This window comes from Yersinia frederiksenii ATCC 33641 (assembly GCF_000754805.1).
In the GTDB taxonomy this organism is placed as follows: domain Bacteria; phylum Pseudomonadota; class Gammaproteobacteria; order Enterobacterales; family Enterobacteriaceae; genus Yersinia; species Yersinia frederiksenii.
In genome coordinates this window covers 4,840,782-4,857,906 of the sequence record NZ_KN150731.1, presented here as the reverse complement: position 1 = coordinate 4,857,906, position 17,125 = coordinate 4,840,782, and the positions used below count along the sequence as shown (strand labels likewise).

Sequence of the window (17,125 nt, the reverse complement as noted above, 5' to 3'; positions counted from 1 at the left end):
GCTTTTGTCATGTCTGACAAAGAACAGATTGTTACTGTTTTTAATTATCACTATGAGACTAAAGAATATGTTGGGGAAAGTGATTACTATATTGCTCCCTATACTGGGCTACCCGCATCCTGCACGGAAATAAAACCTTTGCTCGCTAAAAAGGGATATGCAGTTATTTTTAATGAAGAAACCCAGCAATGGGAATATGTCGAAGACCATCGCCAAACCGAGATTTACAGCACGCAAACCGGTGAGCCACAGACCATCAATCAGCTTGGCTCGCTACCAGAAAATACCACTCTACTGGCCCCCTCCAGTTCATTTGACCGATGGAATGGCACTAAATGGGTTAAAGACAGTGAGGCGGAAAAACAATATTACTTAGCCGAAGCAAGGCAAAAGAAAAGTATTTTGCTGGAGGAGGCCAATACTCAAATTGAAATCCTCAAAGACAGTATTGAGTTTGATATGTCCACCTCAACCGCCGAAACTGAGTTAGTAGCATGGCGTAAATATCGAGTTCAGCTTAATCAGCTAGATATATCAGCGGCACCGGATATTAATTGGCCGAAACAACCGGCGTAATTCAGGCGGGCAGTTGCCCGCGTTTCTTATTCTTGCTGTTGTGTCAGACCTTAACCAACCCAGATAAATAGACGTCCTTAAAAGCTAACCGGACAATAACACTCATCTCTTAACCACGGAGTTAAACGGATGAGTGACTATCACCACGGCGTACAAGTCATCGAAATCAACGACGGCACCCGTGTCATTTCTACTGTTTCAACCGCGATTGTCGGTATGGTCTGCACGGCCAGCGATGCAGATGCAGCAACATTCCCCCTCAATGAGCCGGTGTTAATTACCAATGTACAGAGCGCCATCGCAAAAGCCGGGAAAAAAGGCACCCTTGCCGCAGCCCTTCAGGCTATTGCTGACCAGTCAAAACCGGTCATTGTAGTGGTGCGGGTGGAAGAAGGCAGCGGCGACGATGAAGATGCAGCCTTTGCGCAGACGGTATCCAACATCATCGGCACCACTGACGAAAACGGCAAATACACCGGGCTGAAAGCACTGCTTACCGCCGAGGCAGTCACTGGCGTTAAACCCCGTATTCTCGGTGTACCGGGGCTGGATAACAAAGAGGTAGCTGTCGCACTGACACCAATTTGCCAGAAACTACGTGCCTTTGGCTATATCAGTGCATGGGGCTGCAAGACGGTTTCAGAGGCCATGGCCTACCGCAAGAATTTCAGTCAGCGTGAGCTAATGGTGATATGGCCGGATTTTCTGGCATGGAATACTGTGACTAACACGACAACTATTGCCTACGCCACCGCTCGCGCACTCGGTCTGCGAGCCAAGATCGACCAAGAACAAGGCTGGCACAAAACGCTGTCTAACGTCGGTGTCAATGGCGTCACCGGTATCAGCTCCTCGGTATTCTGGGATTTACAGGAACCGGGTACTGATGCCGACCTGCTCAATGAATCCGGTATCACCACGCTGATCCGCAAAGATGGTTTCCGTTTTTGGGGCAACCGTACCTGCTCGGATGACCCGCTATTCCTGTTTGAGAACTATACCCGCACCGCACAGGTTATCGCCGACACCATGGCCAAGGGGCATATATGGGCGGTGGATAAACCTGTCACCGCCACACTAATTCGCGACATCGTGGATGGCATCAATGCCAAGTTTCGCGAGCTGAAAACTAACGGCTATATCGTCGATGCAAGCTGCTGGTTTGACGAAGAAGCCAATGACGCCGAAACCCTGAAGGCCGGAAAACTGTATATCGATTATGACTATACGCCGGTACCACCACTAGAAAACCTGACCTTGCGCCAGCGTATCACCGATAAGTATCTGGCAAATCTGGTCTCCTCAGTTAATAGCAAGTAAGGAGCCTGACTCATGGCTATGCCACGCAAACTGAAAATGATGAATGTGTTCCTGAACGGCTACAGCTATCAGGGCGTTGCCAAGTCAATCACGCTACCGAAGCTAACCCGCAAGCTGGAAAACTATCGCGGGGCGGGCATGAACGGCTGCGCACCGGTCGATCTCGGCCTCGACGATGATGCCCTGTCAATGGAATGGTCGCTTGGTGGTTTCCCTGATGCGGTTATCTGGGAATTGTATGCTGCCACCGGTATCAATGCGGTACCGATTCGTTTTTCTGGTTCTTACCAGCGCGATGATAGTGGCGAAATGGTGGCCGTCGAAGTCGTGATGCGTGGCCGCCAGAAAGAGATCGACACTGGCGAAGGCAAAGAGGGAGAGGATACCGAAGCAAAAATCTCGGTGGTCTGCACTTACTATAAGCTGACGCTGGACGGTAAAGAGCTGGTTGAGATCGACACCCTCAATCTGATTGAGAAGGTGAATGGTGTCGATCGCCTCGAACAGCATCGCCGCAATATCGGCCTGTAACCTTTGCCCGGTCAGTCAGGCTGGCCGGTTTCCCCTGACAACTGAATGAAACGAGAAAATCATGACGAAAAAAAACGAGAATATCGTCACTTTGGAAAACCCGGTTAAACGCGGTGGGCAGGAAATTGCGAGCATCACCCTGATTAAACCAACGACCGGAACGCTGCGTGGCGTCAGTCTGGCAGCAGTCGCTAATTCTGAAGTAGATGCGCTGATTAAAGTATTGCCGCGCATGACCTCTCCGGCACTGACTGAACAAGAAGTTGCCGCACTGGAGTTGCCTGACCTTGTGGCTCTGGCCGGTAAGGTGGTGGGTTTTTTATCGCCGAATTCGGTGTAGTAGATTTCCCGAAGAAACTGTCGGTCGATGATTTGATGGCAGATATTGCCGTGATATTCCACTGGCCACCATCAGAGTTATATCCCCTGAGTCTGACCGAACTCATCACATGGCGCGAAAAAGCGCTCCAAAGAAGTGGAAACACCCATGAGTAACAACGTCAAGTTACAGGTATTACTCAAGGCTGTTGACCAGGCGACGCGCCCGTTTAAATCCATTCAGACAGCGAGTAAATCGCTGTCTGGGGATATTAGGGAAACGCAAAAATCATTACGTGAGCTAAGTGGTCAGGCATCCCGTATTGAAGGATTCCGTAAGACCAACGCACAGCTTGCCGTCACCGGTCAGGAGCTGAAAAGAGCAAAAGAAGAAGCCCGCGCGTTAGCTATTCAGTTTAGAAACACCGAACAGCCGACCCGCGCACAGGCTCAAGCGATGGAGGCCGCGCGCAAAAATGCCGCCGCTCTTCAGCTCAAACATAATAGCTTGCGACAGGCGGTACAGCGCCAGCGTCAGGAACTCAGCCAGGCGGGCATTAATACACGCACATTGGCGGCAGATGAACGACGCCTAAAAACCGTCATCAGCGAAACCACGGCACAGCTCAATCGCCAGCGTGAAGCACTGACGCGAGTTAGTGCGCAACAGGCAAAACTCAACGCGGTAAAGCAGCGCTATCAGGCAGGTAAAGAGCTGGCGGGTAATGCAGCATCAATCGGGGCTGCTGGGGTCGGGATTGCAACTTCTGGCACGTTAGCCGGTGTTGCTCTGCTGAAATCCGGCTATGACTTTGCGCAGAAAAACGCCGAGTTACAGGCGGTGCTCGGCGTGGCAAAAGATTCGGTAGAAATGGCGGCATTACGCAAACAAGCGCGCCAACTTGGCGATAATACCGCTGCCTCGGCTGACGATGCTGCCAGCGCGCAGATTATTATCGCCAAAGCGGGCGGTGACGTGGATGCCATTCAGGCTGCGACGCCGGTCACGCTAAATATGGCGCTGGCGAATCGACGCACGATGGAGGAAAACGCCGGATTGCTGATGGGGCTGAAATCAGCCTTTCAGCTTTCAAACCATAAGGTTGCGCACATAGGTGACGTGATCTCAATGGCCATGAATAAGACCGCCGCTAATTTTGATGGTCTCAGTGATGCGTTGACCTACGCCGCCCCGGTGGCGAAAAATGCCGGAGTCAGTATTGAAGAAACGACGGCCATGGTGGGCGCACTGCATGATGCAAAAATCACCGGTTCAATGGCGGGTACCGGGAGTCGTGCAGTATTGAGTCGCTTACAGGCACCGACCGGTAAGGCGTGGGATGCCATAAAGGAGCTGGGAGTAAAAACTGCCGACCAAAAAGGCAACACGCGGCCAATTGTTACCATCCTAAAAGAAATGCAGGCCAGTTTTGAGAAAAATAAACTGGGTACTGCCCAGCGCGCCGAATACATGAAAACCATCTTTGGCGAGGAAGCCAGCTCGGCCGCTGCGGTTTTAATGACCGCCGCGGCAAGCGGTAAACTCGACCAACTTACCGCTGTGTTTAAAGCCTCTGACGGCAAAACCGAGGAACTGGTCAAGATTATGCAGGACAACCTCGGCGGCGACTTTAAAGCATTTCAGTCGGCATATCAGGCTGTGGGGACTGACCTTTATGACCAGCAAGAGTCTTCACTGCGCAAGCTGGTACAAACGGCCACCCGATATGTGTTGAAACTGGATATCTGGATTCAGAAAAACCGAGGATTGGCTCAGACATTAGGCACTGTTGCTGCGGCCGCGCTTGGCGTTGTTGGCATGATTGGTGCCATTGGCCTCGTGGCGTGGCCAGTTATCACGGGTGTGAATGCCATTATCGCTGCGGCTGGCGCGCTAGGCACAGTGTTCACCTCGGTATGCGGTGCGATTATGACTGCCATTGGTGCGATCAGTTGGCCGGTGGTCGGCGTTGTGGCCGCCATTGCCGCTGGGGCGCTGCTTATCCGTAAATACTGGCAACCTATCAGTGCATTTTTTGGTGGTGTGATTGAAGGACTCAAGGCAGCATTTGCACCGGTCGGAGAAATGTTCGCGCCGCTTAAGCCGATGTTTGATTCTCTCGGGGAAGGCCTGCAAAAAGTCTGGCAGTGGTTTCAAAACCTCATTGCACCGGTGAAATCCAGTAAAGAAACACTCGACAGTTGCCGCAATGCAGGTGTGATATTTGGTCAGGCGCTGGCTGATTCGCTGATGCTGCCGCTCAATGCCTTTAACAAATTGCGCAGTGGTATTGATTGGGTGCTGAAAAAGCTCGGTGTTATCAATAAGGAATCCAGCACACTTGACCAAACTGCGGCTAAAGCCAGTGCCGTGACACAGGGCGGTTCCTACATTCCAGCGACCAGTACTTATGGTGGCTATCAGGCCTATCAGCCAGTTACTGCACCTGCGGGTCGCTCTTACGTTGACCAGAGCAAAAACGATTACCACATCACGCTCTCTGGTGGTGTCTCCACTAGTGACAATTTTAACCGCCAACTCCGCGATGCTCTCGAACAACATGAAAGGGAAAAGCGCGCCCGTATGCGCGCCAGCATGACTTTCGATGGATAAGGAGATAACACCATGATGCTCGCACTCGGTATGTTTATTTTTATGCGTCAGACACTGCCCTACCAGAATTTTCAGCGTAATGCGGAGTATCGCTGGCCGTCTAATAGTCGGGTTGGTCAGCGTGATGCTTTTCAATTTCTTGGGGTTGGCGAAGAGAAAATCACACTTGGGGGTGTGCTTTATCCCGAACTCACCGGCGGTAAAATGACCATAACTACGCTTAGACTGATGGCAGAAGAAGGCCGTGCATGGCCGTTACTGGATGGTTCCGGCACAATTTATGGCATGTATGTCATCAATAATGTAAGCGAAACCGATAGCGTGTTTTTTGCTGACGGTACTCCGCGCAAAATCGATTTTACGCTAACGCTCACCCGCGTGGATGAATCACTTGCAGTGCTATATGGCGATATAGGTAAACAGAGCAAAACTATCATCGGCAATAACGGCGATATGGTCGCAAAACTGGCTGGCGCAGTGGGGGCGAGTTAATGTTAGATGTGCTGACAAAAGATGCGGGTAGCATATTGATGCCGGATTTTATGTTAACGCTTGATAGTCGTGATATTACCGGCAATATCAGCAACCGCTTGATAAATCTAACCCTGACGGATAATCGCGGCTTTGAGGCTGACCAGCTTGATATCGAACTGGATGATGCCGACGGTCGGGTCGAGCTGCCGTTGCGTGGTGCCATTCTGGCGCTGTTTCTCGGCTGGCAAGGTTCGGCGCTGATTCATAAAGGCAGTTTTACCGTTGATGAAATTGAACACAGGGGTGCGCCGGATACGCTGACAATCCGTGCCCGCAGTGCAGATTTTCGCGGCACGCTAAATTCCAGACGCGAGGAATCGTGGCATGACACCACGCTCGGCGTTATCGTTGAAGCCATCGCCACGCGTAACAAACTCGTTGCCAGCGTCACTCCAGCATTAGCCTCAATTAAAATTCCGCATATTGACCAGTCGCAAGAGTCCGACGCCAAATTCCTCACTCGCCTTGCAGAACGCAACGGGGGCGAGGTTTCCATCAAAGCGGGGAAACTATTGTTTCTTATAGCGGGTTGCGGCGTCACTGCCAGCGGCAAACCTATTCCCCAAGTCACCCTCACCCGCCGTGACGGCGACCGACATCAGTTTGCTATCGCTGATCGGGGTGCGTACACCGGTGTAACGGCGAAATGGTTACATACCAAAGATCCGAAACCGCAAAAGCAAAAGGTTAAGCTCAAACGCAGGCCAAAAGAACAGCATTTGCGTGCACTGCAACACCCCAAAGCGAAGCCGGTAGCTAAGAAGAAAGCGACAAAAGAGCCGCAAGCGCGCGAGGGTGAATATATGGTGGGCGAAGCTGATAACGTGTTTGCCCTAACGACGGTCTATGCCACACAAGCGCAAGCCATGCGCGCCGCTCAGGCAAAATGGGATAAATTACAACGTGGTGTGGCTGAGTTTTCTATTACTTTGGCCGTTGGCAGGCCCGAGCTATACCCGGAAACCCCTGTCAAAGTGAAGGGATTCAAGTCAGTGATCGATAACCAGCCGTGGATAATTACTAAAGTTATTCATTCGCTCAATAATAGCGGTTATACGACAAACCTCGAACTTGAAGTTCTACTATCAGATATAAGCTATGAAGCTATTGATGGATAACTTGTTGAATACAAACAGATGATTTATTCATTTGAATAATTTAAAATAGTTAATAAGCTCAAATGAACGTTGAGGTGTTTATTATGATGCGATGCCCTATTTGCCGTTGCACAGCGCATACTCGATCCAGTCGTGAAATATCTGCCGAAACTAAAGAGAGATATAATCAGTGTACCAATATTAATTGCGGACATACATTCATTACAATGGAGACATTTATTCGCTCTATTATGACTCCGGGTGTTATTAATAAAGTTCCGCCACATTCAACTGCTCAAGGGCAATCAACGCTCAATTTCTAATTATATTATTTGGCTAAAAAACAACCTGCGAACTCGCGGGTTTTTTAGCGTCAAAATATCGTCATCGCCACAGATTTCTGTCGCCATTTTGTCGCCACTGATTTTAAGGGATTCAAACGAGGATTTTGTAATTTATTGATATTTCAGGGTTTGTTGGTGGGTCGTGCAGGGTTCGAACCTGCGACCAATTGATTAAGAGTCAACTGCTCTACCAACTGAGCTAACGACCCAACGGGGATAATTATTCTCCTGTTGGCCTTAGCTGTCAAACACTTCGTCGGATTTTTCTCTTTATACTACGTGGTATTTACCACTGCGGATTAATTATGCACCTAGTACTGGTGATTATTGTTAGTTATGTAACTTCATGTTGTAATTCTACGCGCTGTGATGAACTTAACAAATTTCAGTGTGTGAAATATAAACACTGGAAAATGAAGCGTGTTGTGTAATTATTGTTGCGGAGATATTAAATAATTCGCAAGTTGTACTTAAAGCAGACAAAAAATCTAACAGACAGACAGACAGACAGACAGACAGACAGACAGACAGACAGACAGACAGACAGACAGACAGACAGGTTAAGACCAAAGAGCCAGCATAGAGCTCAACAACTTCACAAATACAGGAAGAGGGAATGGGAAAGATGGTAGACCAATCCAAGATAGTGGCAGAACCGTTGCCGGAACCTGAAGAGCAACTTCAACGAAGTCTCTCCAATCGACATATTCAGTTGATTGCTATTGGCGGTGCCATAGGTACCGGTTTATTTATGGGTTCGGGTAAAACCATCAGCCTTGCCGGGCCGTCGATCATCTTCGTTTATATGATAATCGGCTTTATGTTGTTTTTCGTGATGCGTGCAATGGGTGAATTGCTGCTCTCGAATCTGAAATATAAGTCATTCAGTGATTTTGCCGCGGATTTACTTGGCCCTTGGGCCGGTTTTTTCACCGGTTGGACTTACTGGTTTTGTTGGGTCATCACCGGCATTGCCGATGTTGTCGCCATCACCGCTTATGCGCAATTCTGGTTCCCCGGTTTTTCCCAATGGGTCGCCTCATTATTAGTCGTTTTACTGCTGCTCTCACTGAATTTGGCGACAGTAAAAATGTTCGGTGAGATGGAGTTTTGGTTCGCCATGATTAAAATCGTGGCAATCGTGGCGCTAATCTTTGCAGGCCTGACCATGGTGTTGATGAGCTATCAATCCCCTTCGGGTACCACCGCGTCATTTACTCATTTATGGAATGACGGTGGAATGTTCCCGAAAGGAATCAGTGGGTTCTTCGCCGGTTTCCAAATAGCGGTCTTTGCCTTTGTCGGTATTGAATTAGTTGGGACCACCGCCGCCGAAACCAAAGACCCTGAAGTGGTATTACCGCGCGCCATTAACTCCATTCCTATCCGCATAATCATGTTCTATGTTTTCTCATTGATTATGATTATGTCGGTGACGCCATGGAGCTCGGTGGTTGCCGATAAGAGTCCCTTTGTTGAGTTATTCGTTCTGGTCGGGCTACCCGCTGCTGCCAGTGTGATTAACTTTGTGGTATTGACCTCCGCGGCCTCTTCAGCCAACAGTGGCGTGTTCTCCACCAGCCGCATGTTGTTCGGTTTGGCTAAAGAAGGCGACGCGCCCAAGCAATTTGGTAAATTATCACGTCGCTCGGTTCCCGCTTCTGGCCTGACATTCTCCTGTATTTGTCTGCTCGGTGGCGTGGTGCTTATCTACCTGATACCAAACGTTATGACCGTCTTTACTCTGGTCACCACTGTATCAGCCATCCTTTTTATGTTCGTTTGGACGATTATTCTGTGCTCTTACTTGGTGTATCGCAAAAGACGCCCGGCATTGCATAAAAAGTCCATCTACAAAATGCCCGCCGGTATTTTTATGTCTTGGGTATGTATGGCGTTCTTCGCCTTTGTGTTGGTGCTATTAACGCTGGAGAGTGATACCCGTCAGGCGCTGATAGTGACACCGTTGTGGTTTGTCATTTTGACCATCGGCTATATCACTTTGAAAAAACGCAGAGCCCGTTTGTACGACGGCAATATCACTAAATTGTAATCATTACTGCTTTGCCCGGCGTCAGTGTTTATCTGACGCCGGTTCTACAATCGCCCATCACGCCAGACAATCCCACGAATAACCAACTGCTGAGTACTCTGATAGACTAAGGTGCAGCAATTGCTTCACGTAACCGACGCGGAGTTAAGCCAAAATGCTGTTGAAAACGCGAGGTAAAACGAGACGGCGAGATATAGCCGTGTTGCGCAGCAATCTCCCCTATTGACAGTGATGTTGTTTGCAGCGCATGCAACGCACACCCCATACGAACTTCCTCCAGAATCACCCGGAACTGCCGCTCTTCTTGCATTAGCTTGCGCCGTAAAGTGGAGTCCCCCATATGTAGGGTTTGTGCAACATCACTCACACTCCAGTCACGGGCCGGATCGAGCAAGAAGATTTGTTGCACCTGTTCAGCCAGCTTATCTCGACGATCGATCAATAATGGCCCTGCTTGCCCAGCCAGATGGAGGGCCAATAAAACTCCCATAGCAGAGTGCTGTAACAACACATTGGGTGCCTGACTCTTTAGGTTGAGCAATAAATTTTCCCATGCTCGATGGGTATCGGTATCCAGAGGAACACATAAAGAGGCGCTAGTTACCGGCGTAGCAGCCAGCGCACCATACCATTGGCGGAACTGGCGCAGTAATTCTTGCGGCAGATAAACCATATCCGAACAGTAATGGCCCCGATCCGGAGTGTTGGCAATACTGACTTCAGCTCCAGCAGGGAACAAAATAAGTGTTGATTGCCCGGCGTTGGCGGTCTGTGCGCCCCATTGCACTAATTTACTGCCTTGGCGGACATGACACAGCGCTGGCGCAAATATCGTTACCCGACGCAAAGTGTGTGCACGGCGGGCCACAATTTCAGCACTGGAGATGGCCATCTGGCGGTGGTTTATCTGCTGCATGCTTTTGCTCTTGGATTAAACGTTAACGGCCATAAGTTGTGACTAATTCAGCTTTCGCAATGACGTTGCTATTTAGCATAAATCCCACCAATGCGCCGCTCGCATCACTGTTTAGCGGCAATTTATCTGTTTTCAATGCCCAAACAGTGAACTGGTAGCGGTGGGGCTTATCTCCTGCTGGTGGGCAGGCACCACCGAATCCGGCATAACCGAAGTCATTGCGCCCCTGCACCGCACCTTGGGGCAAACTGCTGTTTGCGCCATTATCGCTACGCTGCCCGGCATTGGTTGCCAGTTCATGAACATTGGCGGGAATATTCACCACCGTCCAATGCCACCAGCCGCTGCCTGTTGGCGCGTCAGGATCATAAGCCGTGATAGCAAAGCTTTTCGCTTCTGTAGGAGCCCCCTGCCATGAAAGCTGTGGCGATTGGTTTTCACCTGCGCAACCAAATCCGTTAAAAACCTGCTGATTTTGTAGTGGTTTACCGGCTGGCATATCAAGGCTTTTCACACTAAAAGTTTGCGCCTGAGCGGATAATGAAACCGCAATGATAGCCAAAGACAATGCTATTTTTTTCATCTTCGTTCTCCTGTGAGGTAAGTTGCTAGCTTACGCAAACAGGCTGACTCACATTGTGCCATAACGCTCTTGTATTATGCCAAAAAGCTCAATATAGAGCGTTATCGCCCTTTTTATTCGACAGAGTTATTCAATATGCAGCTGATTACCCTGCCAAGATACCTGCATTACTGCGGATGTGGCGTTACCGCCGGTGGTTTCTCCACCTATCAAAATCAATTTATCACCATCTTGAATAGAAACGCCGTAGCCCAGGGGATGAGGTAATTTTCCAGCCAATTGCCATTGGCTATTCACCTGTGCATAAATCGGCTGCTGCCACTGTTTTTTCAGCCCTTGGTGAGCATATAGCTGGCCGGCATTAAACTGCTGCCAAGCTCCGGGGAAGTTAGCCCCACCCGCCACCAGCAGCACATTATTGCTACTGCCGGAAAATGCCCCGGCCAATCCTTCTTGAGCAACACCTTTTTCTGCACTCATTAAGTTTGGCTGTTGTTGCCATGCCAGCTCGGCCCCTTGCTTTTTCCCCTGCCATACCGCCGCGGTTCGTAGACCGGGTTTAATTTCACCATTTATTAATATTAAATTGTCATTCATTACAGTGATTGCCGATCCTGCCGTGCCTAAAAATGGCACCTGACCACCGCTCTTCCATTGATTTTTGGTTGGCTCATAAATCAGGACATCGCGGTTATAAAAGTAGTCAGCTGGGGCTTGCTCAAAATAAGCCGCAATAATGGCATTTTTCTGCGCTTCATCACTCCCCGCAGCAGCAAGATCCGCGAAGTAGCCGTCAAAAATGGCTTTGTTTACCCCTCCCAATAACAGAGCTTGAGAACCATCTAATGTGGTCGCAACCGTCCCCACCAAACCACGGGGGGCACGAGTTGCCAATTGTTGCCATTGATTAGCTTGCGGATCAAATCGATAGACATCATTGAGTGCACGTACCTGAGTATCACTGGCACTATTTTTGCCCACACCACCAAAGACATACAGCTTGCCATCCAGTGCCACCGTTACCGCTTGTTCGCGCGGCTGCCCGGGGAAGTCGGCTATTTTCTGCCAGCCACCACTGGCTTTATCTGTATCCAGGCGAAACCACGACTGGCCCGCGCTGCCTAAGCCAACATATAAATTGTTATCTATCCGCGCGCCGGTACCATACTTAAAGGGCACGGGCACATCGGGATAACGTTCGGCATTGGCATAAGGCAAAGTGAGAGAAACTATCAGCGCCAAGGCACTCAACAAGAGTGTTCTTTTACACCATGATTTCTTATATTGATGATATATCTGAGTCATTCGCGGTGTTCCTTATTAATTATTTTGGCGCAGTGGTGTTAGGGATCAAAGAAAACAAAACTCCGTAACAAATTTTAAAATGGAGCTTTACTGTCATTGAAATTATAATCCGCGCTCAGCACTGTCAATGCGAATGAGATATAACTGTGATAAATACCGCAGAGGTCCGATGATTAACCCGGCAAATCGACTGGCGGGAAGATGTCGGGCTATTGTCTGATTACTGTCGTGGTGGTGTGGCGTGCTTGTGCATAGGGTTATTGGTAAACCGTATAACCCTAGGAGACCTCAAGATGAACCTTTACCGTATTCGTGAATTACGCCAAGCCCGAGCTTGGTCACAAGAGCAACTGGCGGAGCTTTGCAGCCTTAACGTGCGCACCATCCAACGAGTTGAGAATGGCGAGCAGGCCAGCCTCGAAACCTTAGGGGCGATTGCCGCCGTGATGGATCTGAAAGTCAGCGAGCTCTATTCCTCCGACGCCAATCAGCAGCAAGATGTCCCTGCCGACGCGGTTGACCAACGAGTACTGGATGCTCGCAGTGCTGTTGAAAATGAAATGGCTTTGCTGCGCCAATTAATGCAGGCGGTAATCCTTTGCGGCGTGCTGTTTGCTATTAACTGGTTTACCTCCCCTGGCTATATGTGGGCATGGTGGGTGGTGCTAGGGCTAAGCATTGCATTGGGCTTGCGGGCGATAAACATGTTTTTGTTAGGTAACTGGTTGGAACGCTGGCAACAAAAACGGTTGCAAAAGAAGTTACGCGATCTGTCATAGCGCCTGAAAAGTCTGGGTAATCCAATTGTTATTCCCGACGTCATATACCTTCTGTGCGGTCAATCTTGCAGCTTGGTGGTATTGGCGTATGGTTAATAAGTATTATGTCGCTATGAATACATCATTAGTATTATTCAATAACCTTATTTGGAGCGCAGCAAGATGGCAAAAATTTTAGTGCTTTATTATTCCATGTATGGACATATCGAGACACTTGCTGGCGCAATAGCCGAAGGTGCCCAAAAAGTTAGCGGCGTCGAAGTCACTATCAAGCGGGTGCCGGAAACCATGCCTGCCGATGCTTTCGCCAATGCTGGCGGCAAAACTGACCAAAAAGCGCCGGTGGCAACACCACAAGAGCTGGCCGATTACGACGGTATTATTTTCGGTACCCCAACCCGCTTTGGTAATATGGCCGGGCAGATGCGGACGTTCCTCGATCAAACCGGTGGCTTGTGGGCATCTGGCGCACTGTACGGCAAAGTCGCCAGTGTATTCTCCTCAACCGGGACTGGCGGTGGGCAAGAACACACTATTACCTCCACCTGGACCACCTTGGCACACCACGGTTTTATCATTGTTCCAATTGGTTACGGTGCTAAAGAGCTGTTTGACGTTTCACAGACTCGGGGTGGGACGCCCTATGGCGCAACGACGATTGCCGGTGGCGATGGTTCCCGTCAGCCAAGTGCTGAAGAGCTAGCCATAGCCCGTTTCCAGGGTGAGCATGTGGCGAAGATCACCGCCAAATTGAAAAGTTAAGTTGCTATAAAAAATACAGCACCGCATAAAAACGGTGCTGTATTTCGAACCAAACTCATTAAGCTTCCAACAGGCCTTGTGCCAGATAGTGGTTGGCGTCAATCACTCCCGGTAATACAAAGAAATAACCCCCGCCAATCGGTTTCACATACTCTTCCAGCGCTTCACCATTTAACCGTTTTTGCACGGTTAGAAAGGCTTTTTCCAAATCAGACTGGTAGCAGACAAACAATAGCCCCATGTCTAATTGCCCTGAATTTGAAACCCCTAATGAGTAACTGTAACCACGGCGTAGCATCAAATTATTCTGGGTTTCAGCAGTGCGCGGATTCGCCAGGCGGATATGAGCATCCAGTTTGATGACTTTTCCATCAGGATCTTGGGTGTAATCTGGCTCATCATGTTCATGAATCATTCCCAAAGGTGCGCCACTGTGCTTATCACGCCCAAATATGGTTTGCTGTTCTTGCAGCGGTGTTCGGTCCCAAAACTCTACTTTAAAGCGGATAATCCGCGCGGCCTGATAGCTCCCACCCACAGCCCACGCGGGTTCATCTGCATTTTCCTGAACCCATACCACATGATTGATTAATGGCTTATCACTGGTTTTCGGGTTGGCGGTGCCATCTTTGAAACCCAACAAGTTAATCGGAGTCTCTTTACCCTTGCTGCGGGCAGCATGCGCAGAGATAAACCCCTCGCGCTTCCAACGAACACTGAGAAGATCCGGTGAGTGCTTAATAATATCCCGCAGCGCATGAATCACTGTTTCATTGGTATTGGCACAAATTTGCAGCAAGATATCGCCATGGCACAAGCCTGCATCGAGTGAGTCATTAGGGAAACGGGTCATGCGCTGAAGCCGCAAGGGCTTATGTTGCTGCAACCCAAAACGTTCATCAAACAGCGCGTCTCCGACCGACACCGTAATAGTCAGATTATCTGGATAGATCTCCGGCCCCATAATCCCTGAATCCAGCGGCGGTAACTTGGCATTAACTGATGGAGCATGCCCGCCAATAGTCAGAAACGCGATACGCTCGGTCAACAACTTGAATAACCGAGCCAATGACGCTTTATCTGTTGCCAGCACATCAAATGCCACCAGCATCATCGCGGCCTGCTGTGGCGTGAGCACCCCAGATTGATGTTGACCATAAAATGGCTGTTTCTGCCAGCGCTCATCTTGAGCGGGAGCAGCCTCTGAGGCTTGGCAATCCGCAGCCCGCGCGACTTTTGCCCCACCTAGGGCCAGTGCGCCACTCATCATGCCCATACCCAGTAACAAACGCCGACGGGACGGCAAAGCCGCCCCGTTGTCTTGCTGATACGGCCCTGATTGCGGGCCGGTTTTCTTACTCATCTTTATGCCTCAATCCAGACCTAATAAGCCACGGAGCTGAGCAAGGTCTTCCGCCAGAGCCGTAATCGGCCCTTTCATTGCAGTGCGGTCGGCATCAGTTAACTTCTCGTATGACTCATAGCCATCTTTGGTGCGATATTTCGCTAAAATGCTATCAACCGTTTTAAAGTTGGTATCAATCTTTTCCAGCAACGGCTTATTGGCTTTTTCCAGTAATGGACGTAGCAAATTGACAATTTTCTGTGCGCCATCAACGTTAGCCTGGAAATCCCATAAATCAGTGCGGCTGTAGCGATCTTCTTCACCGCTGATTTTACTGGCTGCCACTTCTTCAATTAGACCTGCCGCACCACCCACCACTTTGCTTGGCGCAAATGTCAGGCCACTAATGCGTTTTTGCAGCTCCAACGTATCTTGATACAGTGTATCTGCAAATTTATCAGCGCCTTTGGTGGTGTTATCGCCAAATAAGATTTTCTCTAATCGGTGGAAACCGGTAAATTTCGGATCAGCCGCTTTTTGTTCAAAATCATCTTCACGGGCATCGATACTGCCATCTAAATCAGAGAACAATTCGGCAATAGGCTCGATGCGCTCATAATGTTGACGGGTTGGCGCATAAAGCTTGCGTGCCAAAGCCAAATCGCCTTTTTTCACTGCATCCGTAAAGGCTTTGGTTTGTGTCACTAACTGAGCAACTTCTTGTGTTACATAGACTTTGTATTCAGCAATTGGCCCCACCAGCGCCATGGCGTCTGGTTTCATTGCGGCGTCGGAACCTGCCGCTGCGGTTACCGTCAATTTGCCTTTCGGATTGCTCAGCAAACCGCAGGTCATCTCGTATTCACCCGGTTCCAGATTGGCTGTCATTTTCTGAGTAAAGCCGGGGGCGATATTCTCACGCTCCTCAACCACCATCACCCCTTTCAGAATCTCCCACTCCAAGCCTTTTTGGCTCACATTGTGGATAATAAACTGAGTTTTACCGGCAGGTATGGACAGCGCCATTGGCTCACACTGTTTATCATTAACCGTGATTTTAACTTGAGGAATATCAGCTGCCTGTGCACTAAGAGCAAATGCAGGCAGTGCCAATAAAGCAGCGTGTAAAGCAGTGCGACGGAAGAACCGGTTAGACATGTAATAAATCCCTGAATTATTGGTTAGTTTTCCGCGCAGCAGGTACGGTTGAGGCCGCCGTGGTGCGTGGTGGAAGGAAAAAGAGAAGCAATGCCGGAATCAGATAGATAAAGTAGACCGCCACCTCACTGATAGTTGGTGCTTCCTGATAGCCAAACATGCCTTCAAGGAAAGTGCCAAATAATGAATGGGTTGACAGTACATTGGTCAGGTCAAAAGCGATGCCCTGGAAATGGTTCCAAAGACCTGCTTCATGGAAGGCTCTTATCGCGCCGGCAGCAAGACCGGCGGCGACAAACAGAATAAACAGGCTGGTCCATTTGAAGAATTTAGCCAGATGTAACTTAACGCCGCCCCAGTAGATAGCCATGCCGACCAAAATGGCGCAGGTTAAACCTAATATTGCGCCAATCGGAGCTCCAATACCTACATCTTGCTGGAACGCTGCCAATAAGAAGAAGACTGACTCAAGACCTTCACGAGCTACCGCGAAGAATACCATTGCCACTAATGCCCATCCCTGACTGCGGCCCGAATTCAATGCGGTATCAATTGCCCCTTCTAAATGAACTTTGACTGACTTGGACACTTTGCGCATCCAGAAAACCATATAGGTTAATATGCAAACTGCCACCACCGCGATAATTCCTTCAAACAGCTCTTGCTGTTTTTGCGGGAACTCCCCTGTAGTCTCATTAATAAAGATACCAATCGCCAGGCAAAGTGCTGCGGCGGTGATAACCCCCAGCCATACTGCTCCCATCCATTGACCGCGTTGAGTACGTTTAAGATAACTGGCGATCAGACTAACAATCAGCGCAGCCTCTAGGCCTTCACGAAACATAATAAGAAATGGGACAAACATGCTAAACACCCCTGATGGGTATGGC

At 49.4% G+C, this 17,125-nt stretch carries 18 protein-coding genes and 1 tRNA gene; 12 read left to right on the top strand and 7 right to left on the bottom strand.

From position 1 onward, the window contains the following. Positions 1-9: 9 nt before the first annotated feature. The 9 genes from DJ58_RS00505 to DJ58_RS23005 all read left to right on the top strand — a co-directional run bounded on the left by DJ58_RS00505 (position 10) and on the right by DJ58_RS23005 (position 7,313). Complete coding sequence (locus tag DJ58_RS00505; protein WP_226977632.1) at positions 10-576, top strand: tail fiber assembly protein; 567 nt, start codon at positions 10-12, stop codon at positions 574-576. 129 nt (positions 577-705) lie between these two features. Next, positions 706-1,896, top strand: coding sequence for a phage tail sheath protein (locus tag DJ58_RS00510; RefSeq protein ID WP_004708266.1), 1,191 nt, complete (start codon positions 706-708; stop codon positions 1,894-1,896). A 12-nt stretch (positions 1,897-1,908) separates the two neighbouring features. After that, positions 1,909-2,427, top strand: a complete 519-nt coding sequence (locus DJ58_RS00515; protein ID WP_004708265.1) for a phage major tail tube protein — start codon at positions 1,909-1,911, stop codon at positions 2,425-2,427. Between the two features lie 61 nt (positions 2,428-2,488). Further along, positions 2,489-2,767 (top strand): phage tail assembly protein, encoded by a 279-nt coding sequence (locus DJ58_RS00520; RefSeq protein ID WP_004708264.1) that lies wholly within the window; start codon positions 2,489-2,491, stop codon positions 2,765-2,767. Positions 2,768-2,802: 35 nt separating this feature from the next. Then, a complete protein-coding gene (locus DJ58_RS23010) occupies positions 2,803-2,922 on the top strand; it encodes a GpE family phage tail protein (RefSeq protein WP_071777697.1) in 120 nt (39 codons plus the stop codon). Then, positions 2,915-5,359 carry a phage tail tape measure protein gene (locus DJ58_RS00525; RefSeq protein WP_004708262.1) on the top strand — a complete coding sequence of 815 codons (2,445 nt, stop codon included), beginning with the start codon at positions 2,915-2,917 and terminating at the stop codon, positions 5,357-5,359. Before DJ58_RS23010 ends, DJ58_RS00525 begins: the two co-directional genes overlap by 8 nt. Positions 5,360-5,371: 12 nt before the next feature. Then, entirely contained in the window at positions 5,372-5,851 is a 480-nt protein-coding gene (locus DJ58_RS00530; protein ID WP_032910797.1) for a phage tail protein, read from the top strand. Next, positions 5,851-7,011, top strand: a complete 1,161-nt coding sequence (locus DJ58_RS00535; protein WP_004708260.1) for a phage late control D family protein — start codon at positions 5,851-5,853, stop codon at positions 7,009-7,011. Before DJ58_RS00530 ends, DJ58_RS00535 begins: the two co-directional genes overlap by 1 nt. A gap of 83 nt (positions 7,012-7,094) precedes the next feature. Beyond that, a complete protein-coding gene (locus tag DJ58_RS23005; RefSeq protein ID WP_071985026.1) occupies positions 7,095-7,313 on the top strand; it encodes an ogr/Delta-like zinc finger family protein in 219 nt (72 codons plus the stop codon). A 154-nt stretch (positions 7,314-7,467) separates the two neighbouring features. Here the strand turns inward: DJ58_RS23005 and DJ58_RS00540 are convergent. Further along, positions 7,468-7,543, bottom strand: a tRNA-Lys gene (locus DJ58_RS00540). A 416-nt stretch (positions 7,544-7,959) separates the two neighbouring features. Here DJ58_RS00540 and cycA point away from each other — a divergent pair. Further along, positions 7,960-9,387, top strand: a complete 1,428-nt coding sequence (gene cycA / locus DJ58_RS00545; RefSeq protein ID WP_004708258.1) for a D-serine/D-alanine/glycine transporter — start codon at positions 7,960-7,962, stop codon at positions 9,385-9,387. Between the two features lie 106 nt (positions 9,388-9,493). On the opposite strand, the gene DJ58_RS00550 is transcribed toward cycA, so the two are convergent. The 3 genes from DJ58_RS00550 to DJ58_RS00560 form a co-directional block, all read right to left on the bottom strand. Beyond that, positions 9,494-10,303, bottom strand: a complete 810-nt coding sequence (locus DJ58_RS00550; protein WP_004708256.1) for a helix-turn-helix transcriptional regulator — start codon at positions 10,301-10,303, stop codon at positions 9,494-9,496. Positions 10,304-10,325: 22 nt separating this feature from the next. After that, the gene (locus tag DJ58_RS00555; RefSeq protein ID WP_004708254.1) at positions 10,326-10,886 is read right to left on the bottom strand and encodes a kinase inhibitor; all 561 of its coding nucleotides are present in this window, start codon (positions 10,884-10,886) and stop codon (positions 10,326-10,328) included. A 126-nt stretch (positions 10,887-11,012) separates the two neighbouring features. Further along, positions 11,013-12,191 carry an N-acetylneuraminate epimerase gene (locus DJ58_RS00560; protein WP_032910795.1) on the bottom strand — a complete coding sequence of 393 codons (1,179 nt, stop codon included), beginning with the start codon at positions 12,189-12,191 and terminating at the stop codon, positions 11,013-11,015. Positions 12,192-12,484: 293 nt separating this feature from the next. Here DJ58_RS00560 and DJ58_RS00565 point away from each other — a divergent pair, with 293 nt between their 5' ends. Next, complete coding sequence (locus tag DJ58_RS00565; protein ID WP_004708248.1) at positions 12,485-12,970, top strand: helix-turn-helix domain-containing protein; 486 nt, start codon at positions 12,485-12,487, stop codon at positions 12,968-12,970. A gap of 162 nt (positions 12,971-13,132) precedes the next feature. Further along, positions 13,133-13,732, top strand: a complete 600-nt coding sequence (wrbA, locus tag DJ58_RS00570) for an NAD(P)H:quinone oxidoreductase (RefSeq protein ID WP_032910794.1) — start codon at positions 13,133-13,135, stop codon at positions 13,730-13,732. A 58-nt stretch (positions 13,733-13,790) separates the two neighbouring features. On the opposite strand, the gene efeB is transcribed toward wrbA, so the two are convergent. Genes efeB through efeU form a run of 3 tightly spaced genes read right to left on the bottom strand, consistent with a single transcriptional unit; the run spans position 13,791 to position 17,100 of the window. Continuing rightward, positions 13,791-15,095, bottom strand: coding sequence for an iron uptake transporter deferrochelatase/peroxidase subunit (efeB, locus tag DJ58_RS00575; RefSeq protein WP_004708244.1), 1,305 nt, complete (start codon positions 15,093-15,095; stop codon positions 13,791-13,793). Between the two features lie 9 nt (positions 15,096-15,104). Further along, a complete protein-coding gene (gene efeO, locus DJ58_RS00580; protein WP_004708242.1) occupies positions 15,105-16,235 on the bottom strand; it encodes an iron uptake system protein EfeO in 1,131 nt (376 codons plus the stop codon). Between the two features lie 16 nt (positions 16,236-16,251). Then, entirely contained in the window at positions 16,252-17,100 is an 849-nt protein-coding gene (gene efeU / locus DJ58_RS00585; protein ID WP_032910793.1) for an iron uptake transporter permease EfeU, read from the bottom strand. Positions 17,101-17,125 lie beyond the last annotated feature (25 nt).

What these genes read in the sequence shown, in the direction of transcription:
- DJ58_RS00515 (WP_004708265.1), top strand. Translation starts at nt 1,909, where the DNA reads ATGGCTATGCCACGCAAACTGAAAATGATGAATGTGTTCCTGAACGGC.
- wrbA (WP_032910794.1), top strand. Translation starts at nt 13,133, where the DNA reads ATGGCAAAAATTTTAGTGCTTTATTATTCCATGTATGGACATATCGAG.
- efeU (WP_032910793.1), bottom strand. Translation starts at nt 17,100, where the DNA reads ATGTTTGTCCCATTTCTTATTATGTTTCGTGAAGGCCTAGAGGCTGCG.
- DJ58_RS00505 (WP_226977632.1), top strand. Translation starts at nt 10, where the DNA reads ATGTCTGACAAAGAACAGATTGTTACTGTTTTTAATTATCACTATGAG.
- DJ58_RS00510 (WP_004708266.1), top strand. Translation starts at nt 706, where the DNA reads ATGAGTGACTATCACCACGGCGTACAAGTCATCGAAATCAACGACGGC.
- DJ58_RS00565 (WP_004708248.1), top strand. Translation starts at nt 12,485, where the DNA reads ATGAACCTTTACCGTATTCGTGAATTACGCCAAGCCCGAGCTTGGTCA.
- DJ58_RS23005 (WP_071985026.1), top strand. Translation starts at nt 7,095, where the DNA reads ATGATGCGATGCCCTATTTGCCGTTGCACAGCGCATACTCGATCCAGT.
- DJ58_RS00520 (WP_004708264.1), top strand. Translation starts at nt 2,489, where the DNA reads ATGACGAAAAAAAACGAGAATATCGTCACTTTGGAAAACCCGGTTAAA.
- efeO (WP_004708242.1), bottom strand. Translation starts at nt 16,235, where the DNA reads ATGTCTAACCGGTTCTTCCGTCGCACTGCTTTACACGCTGCTTTATTG.
- DJ58_RS00525 (WP_004708262.1), top strand. Translation starts at nt 2,915, where the DNA reads ATGAGTAACAACGTCAAGTTACAGGTATTACTCAAGGCTGTTGACCAG.
- DJ58_RS23010 (WP_071777697.1), top strand. Translation starts at nt 2,803, where the DNA reads ATGGCAGATATTGCCGTGATATTCCACTGGCCACCATCAGAGTTATAT.
- efeB (WP_004708244.1), bottom strand. Translation starts at nt 15,095, where the DNA reads ATGAGTAAGAAAACCGGCCCGCAATCAGGGCCGTATCAGCAAGACAAC.
- DJ58_RS00535 (WP_004708260.1), top strand. Translation starts at nt 5,851, where the DNA reads ATGTTAGATGTGCTGACAAAAGATGCGGGTAGCATATTGATGCCGGAT.
- DJ58_RS00530 (WP_032910797.1), top strand. Translation starts at nt 5,372, where the DNA reads ATGATGCTCGCACTCGGTATGTTTATTTTTATGCGTCAGACACTGCCC.
- cycA (WP_004708258.1), top strand. Translation starts at nt 7,960, where the DNA reads ATGGTAGACCAATCCAAGATAGTGGCAGAACCGTTGCCGGAACCTGAA.
- DJ58_RS00560 (WP_032910795.1), bottom strand. Translation starts at nt 12,191, where the DNA reads ATGACTCAGATATATCATCAATATAAGAAATCATGGTGTAAAAGAACA.
- DJ58_RS00550 (WP_004708256.1), bottom strand. Translation starts at nt 10,303, where the DNA reads ATGCAGCAGATAAACCACCGCCAGATGGCCATCTCCAGTGCTGAAATT.
- DJ58_RS00555 (WP_004708254.1), bottom strand. Translation starts at nt 10,886, where the DNA reads ATGAAAAAAATAGCATTGTCTTTGGCTATCATTGCGGTTTCATTATCC.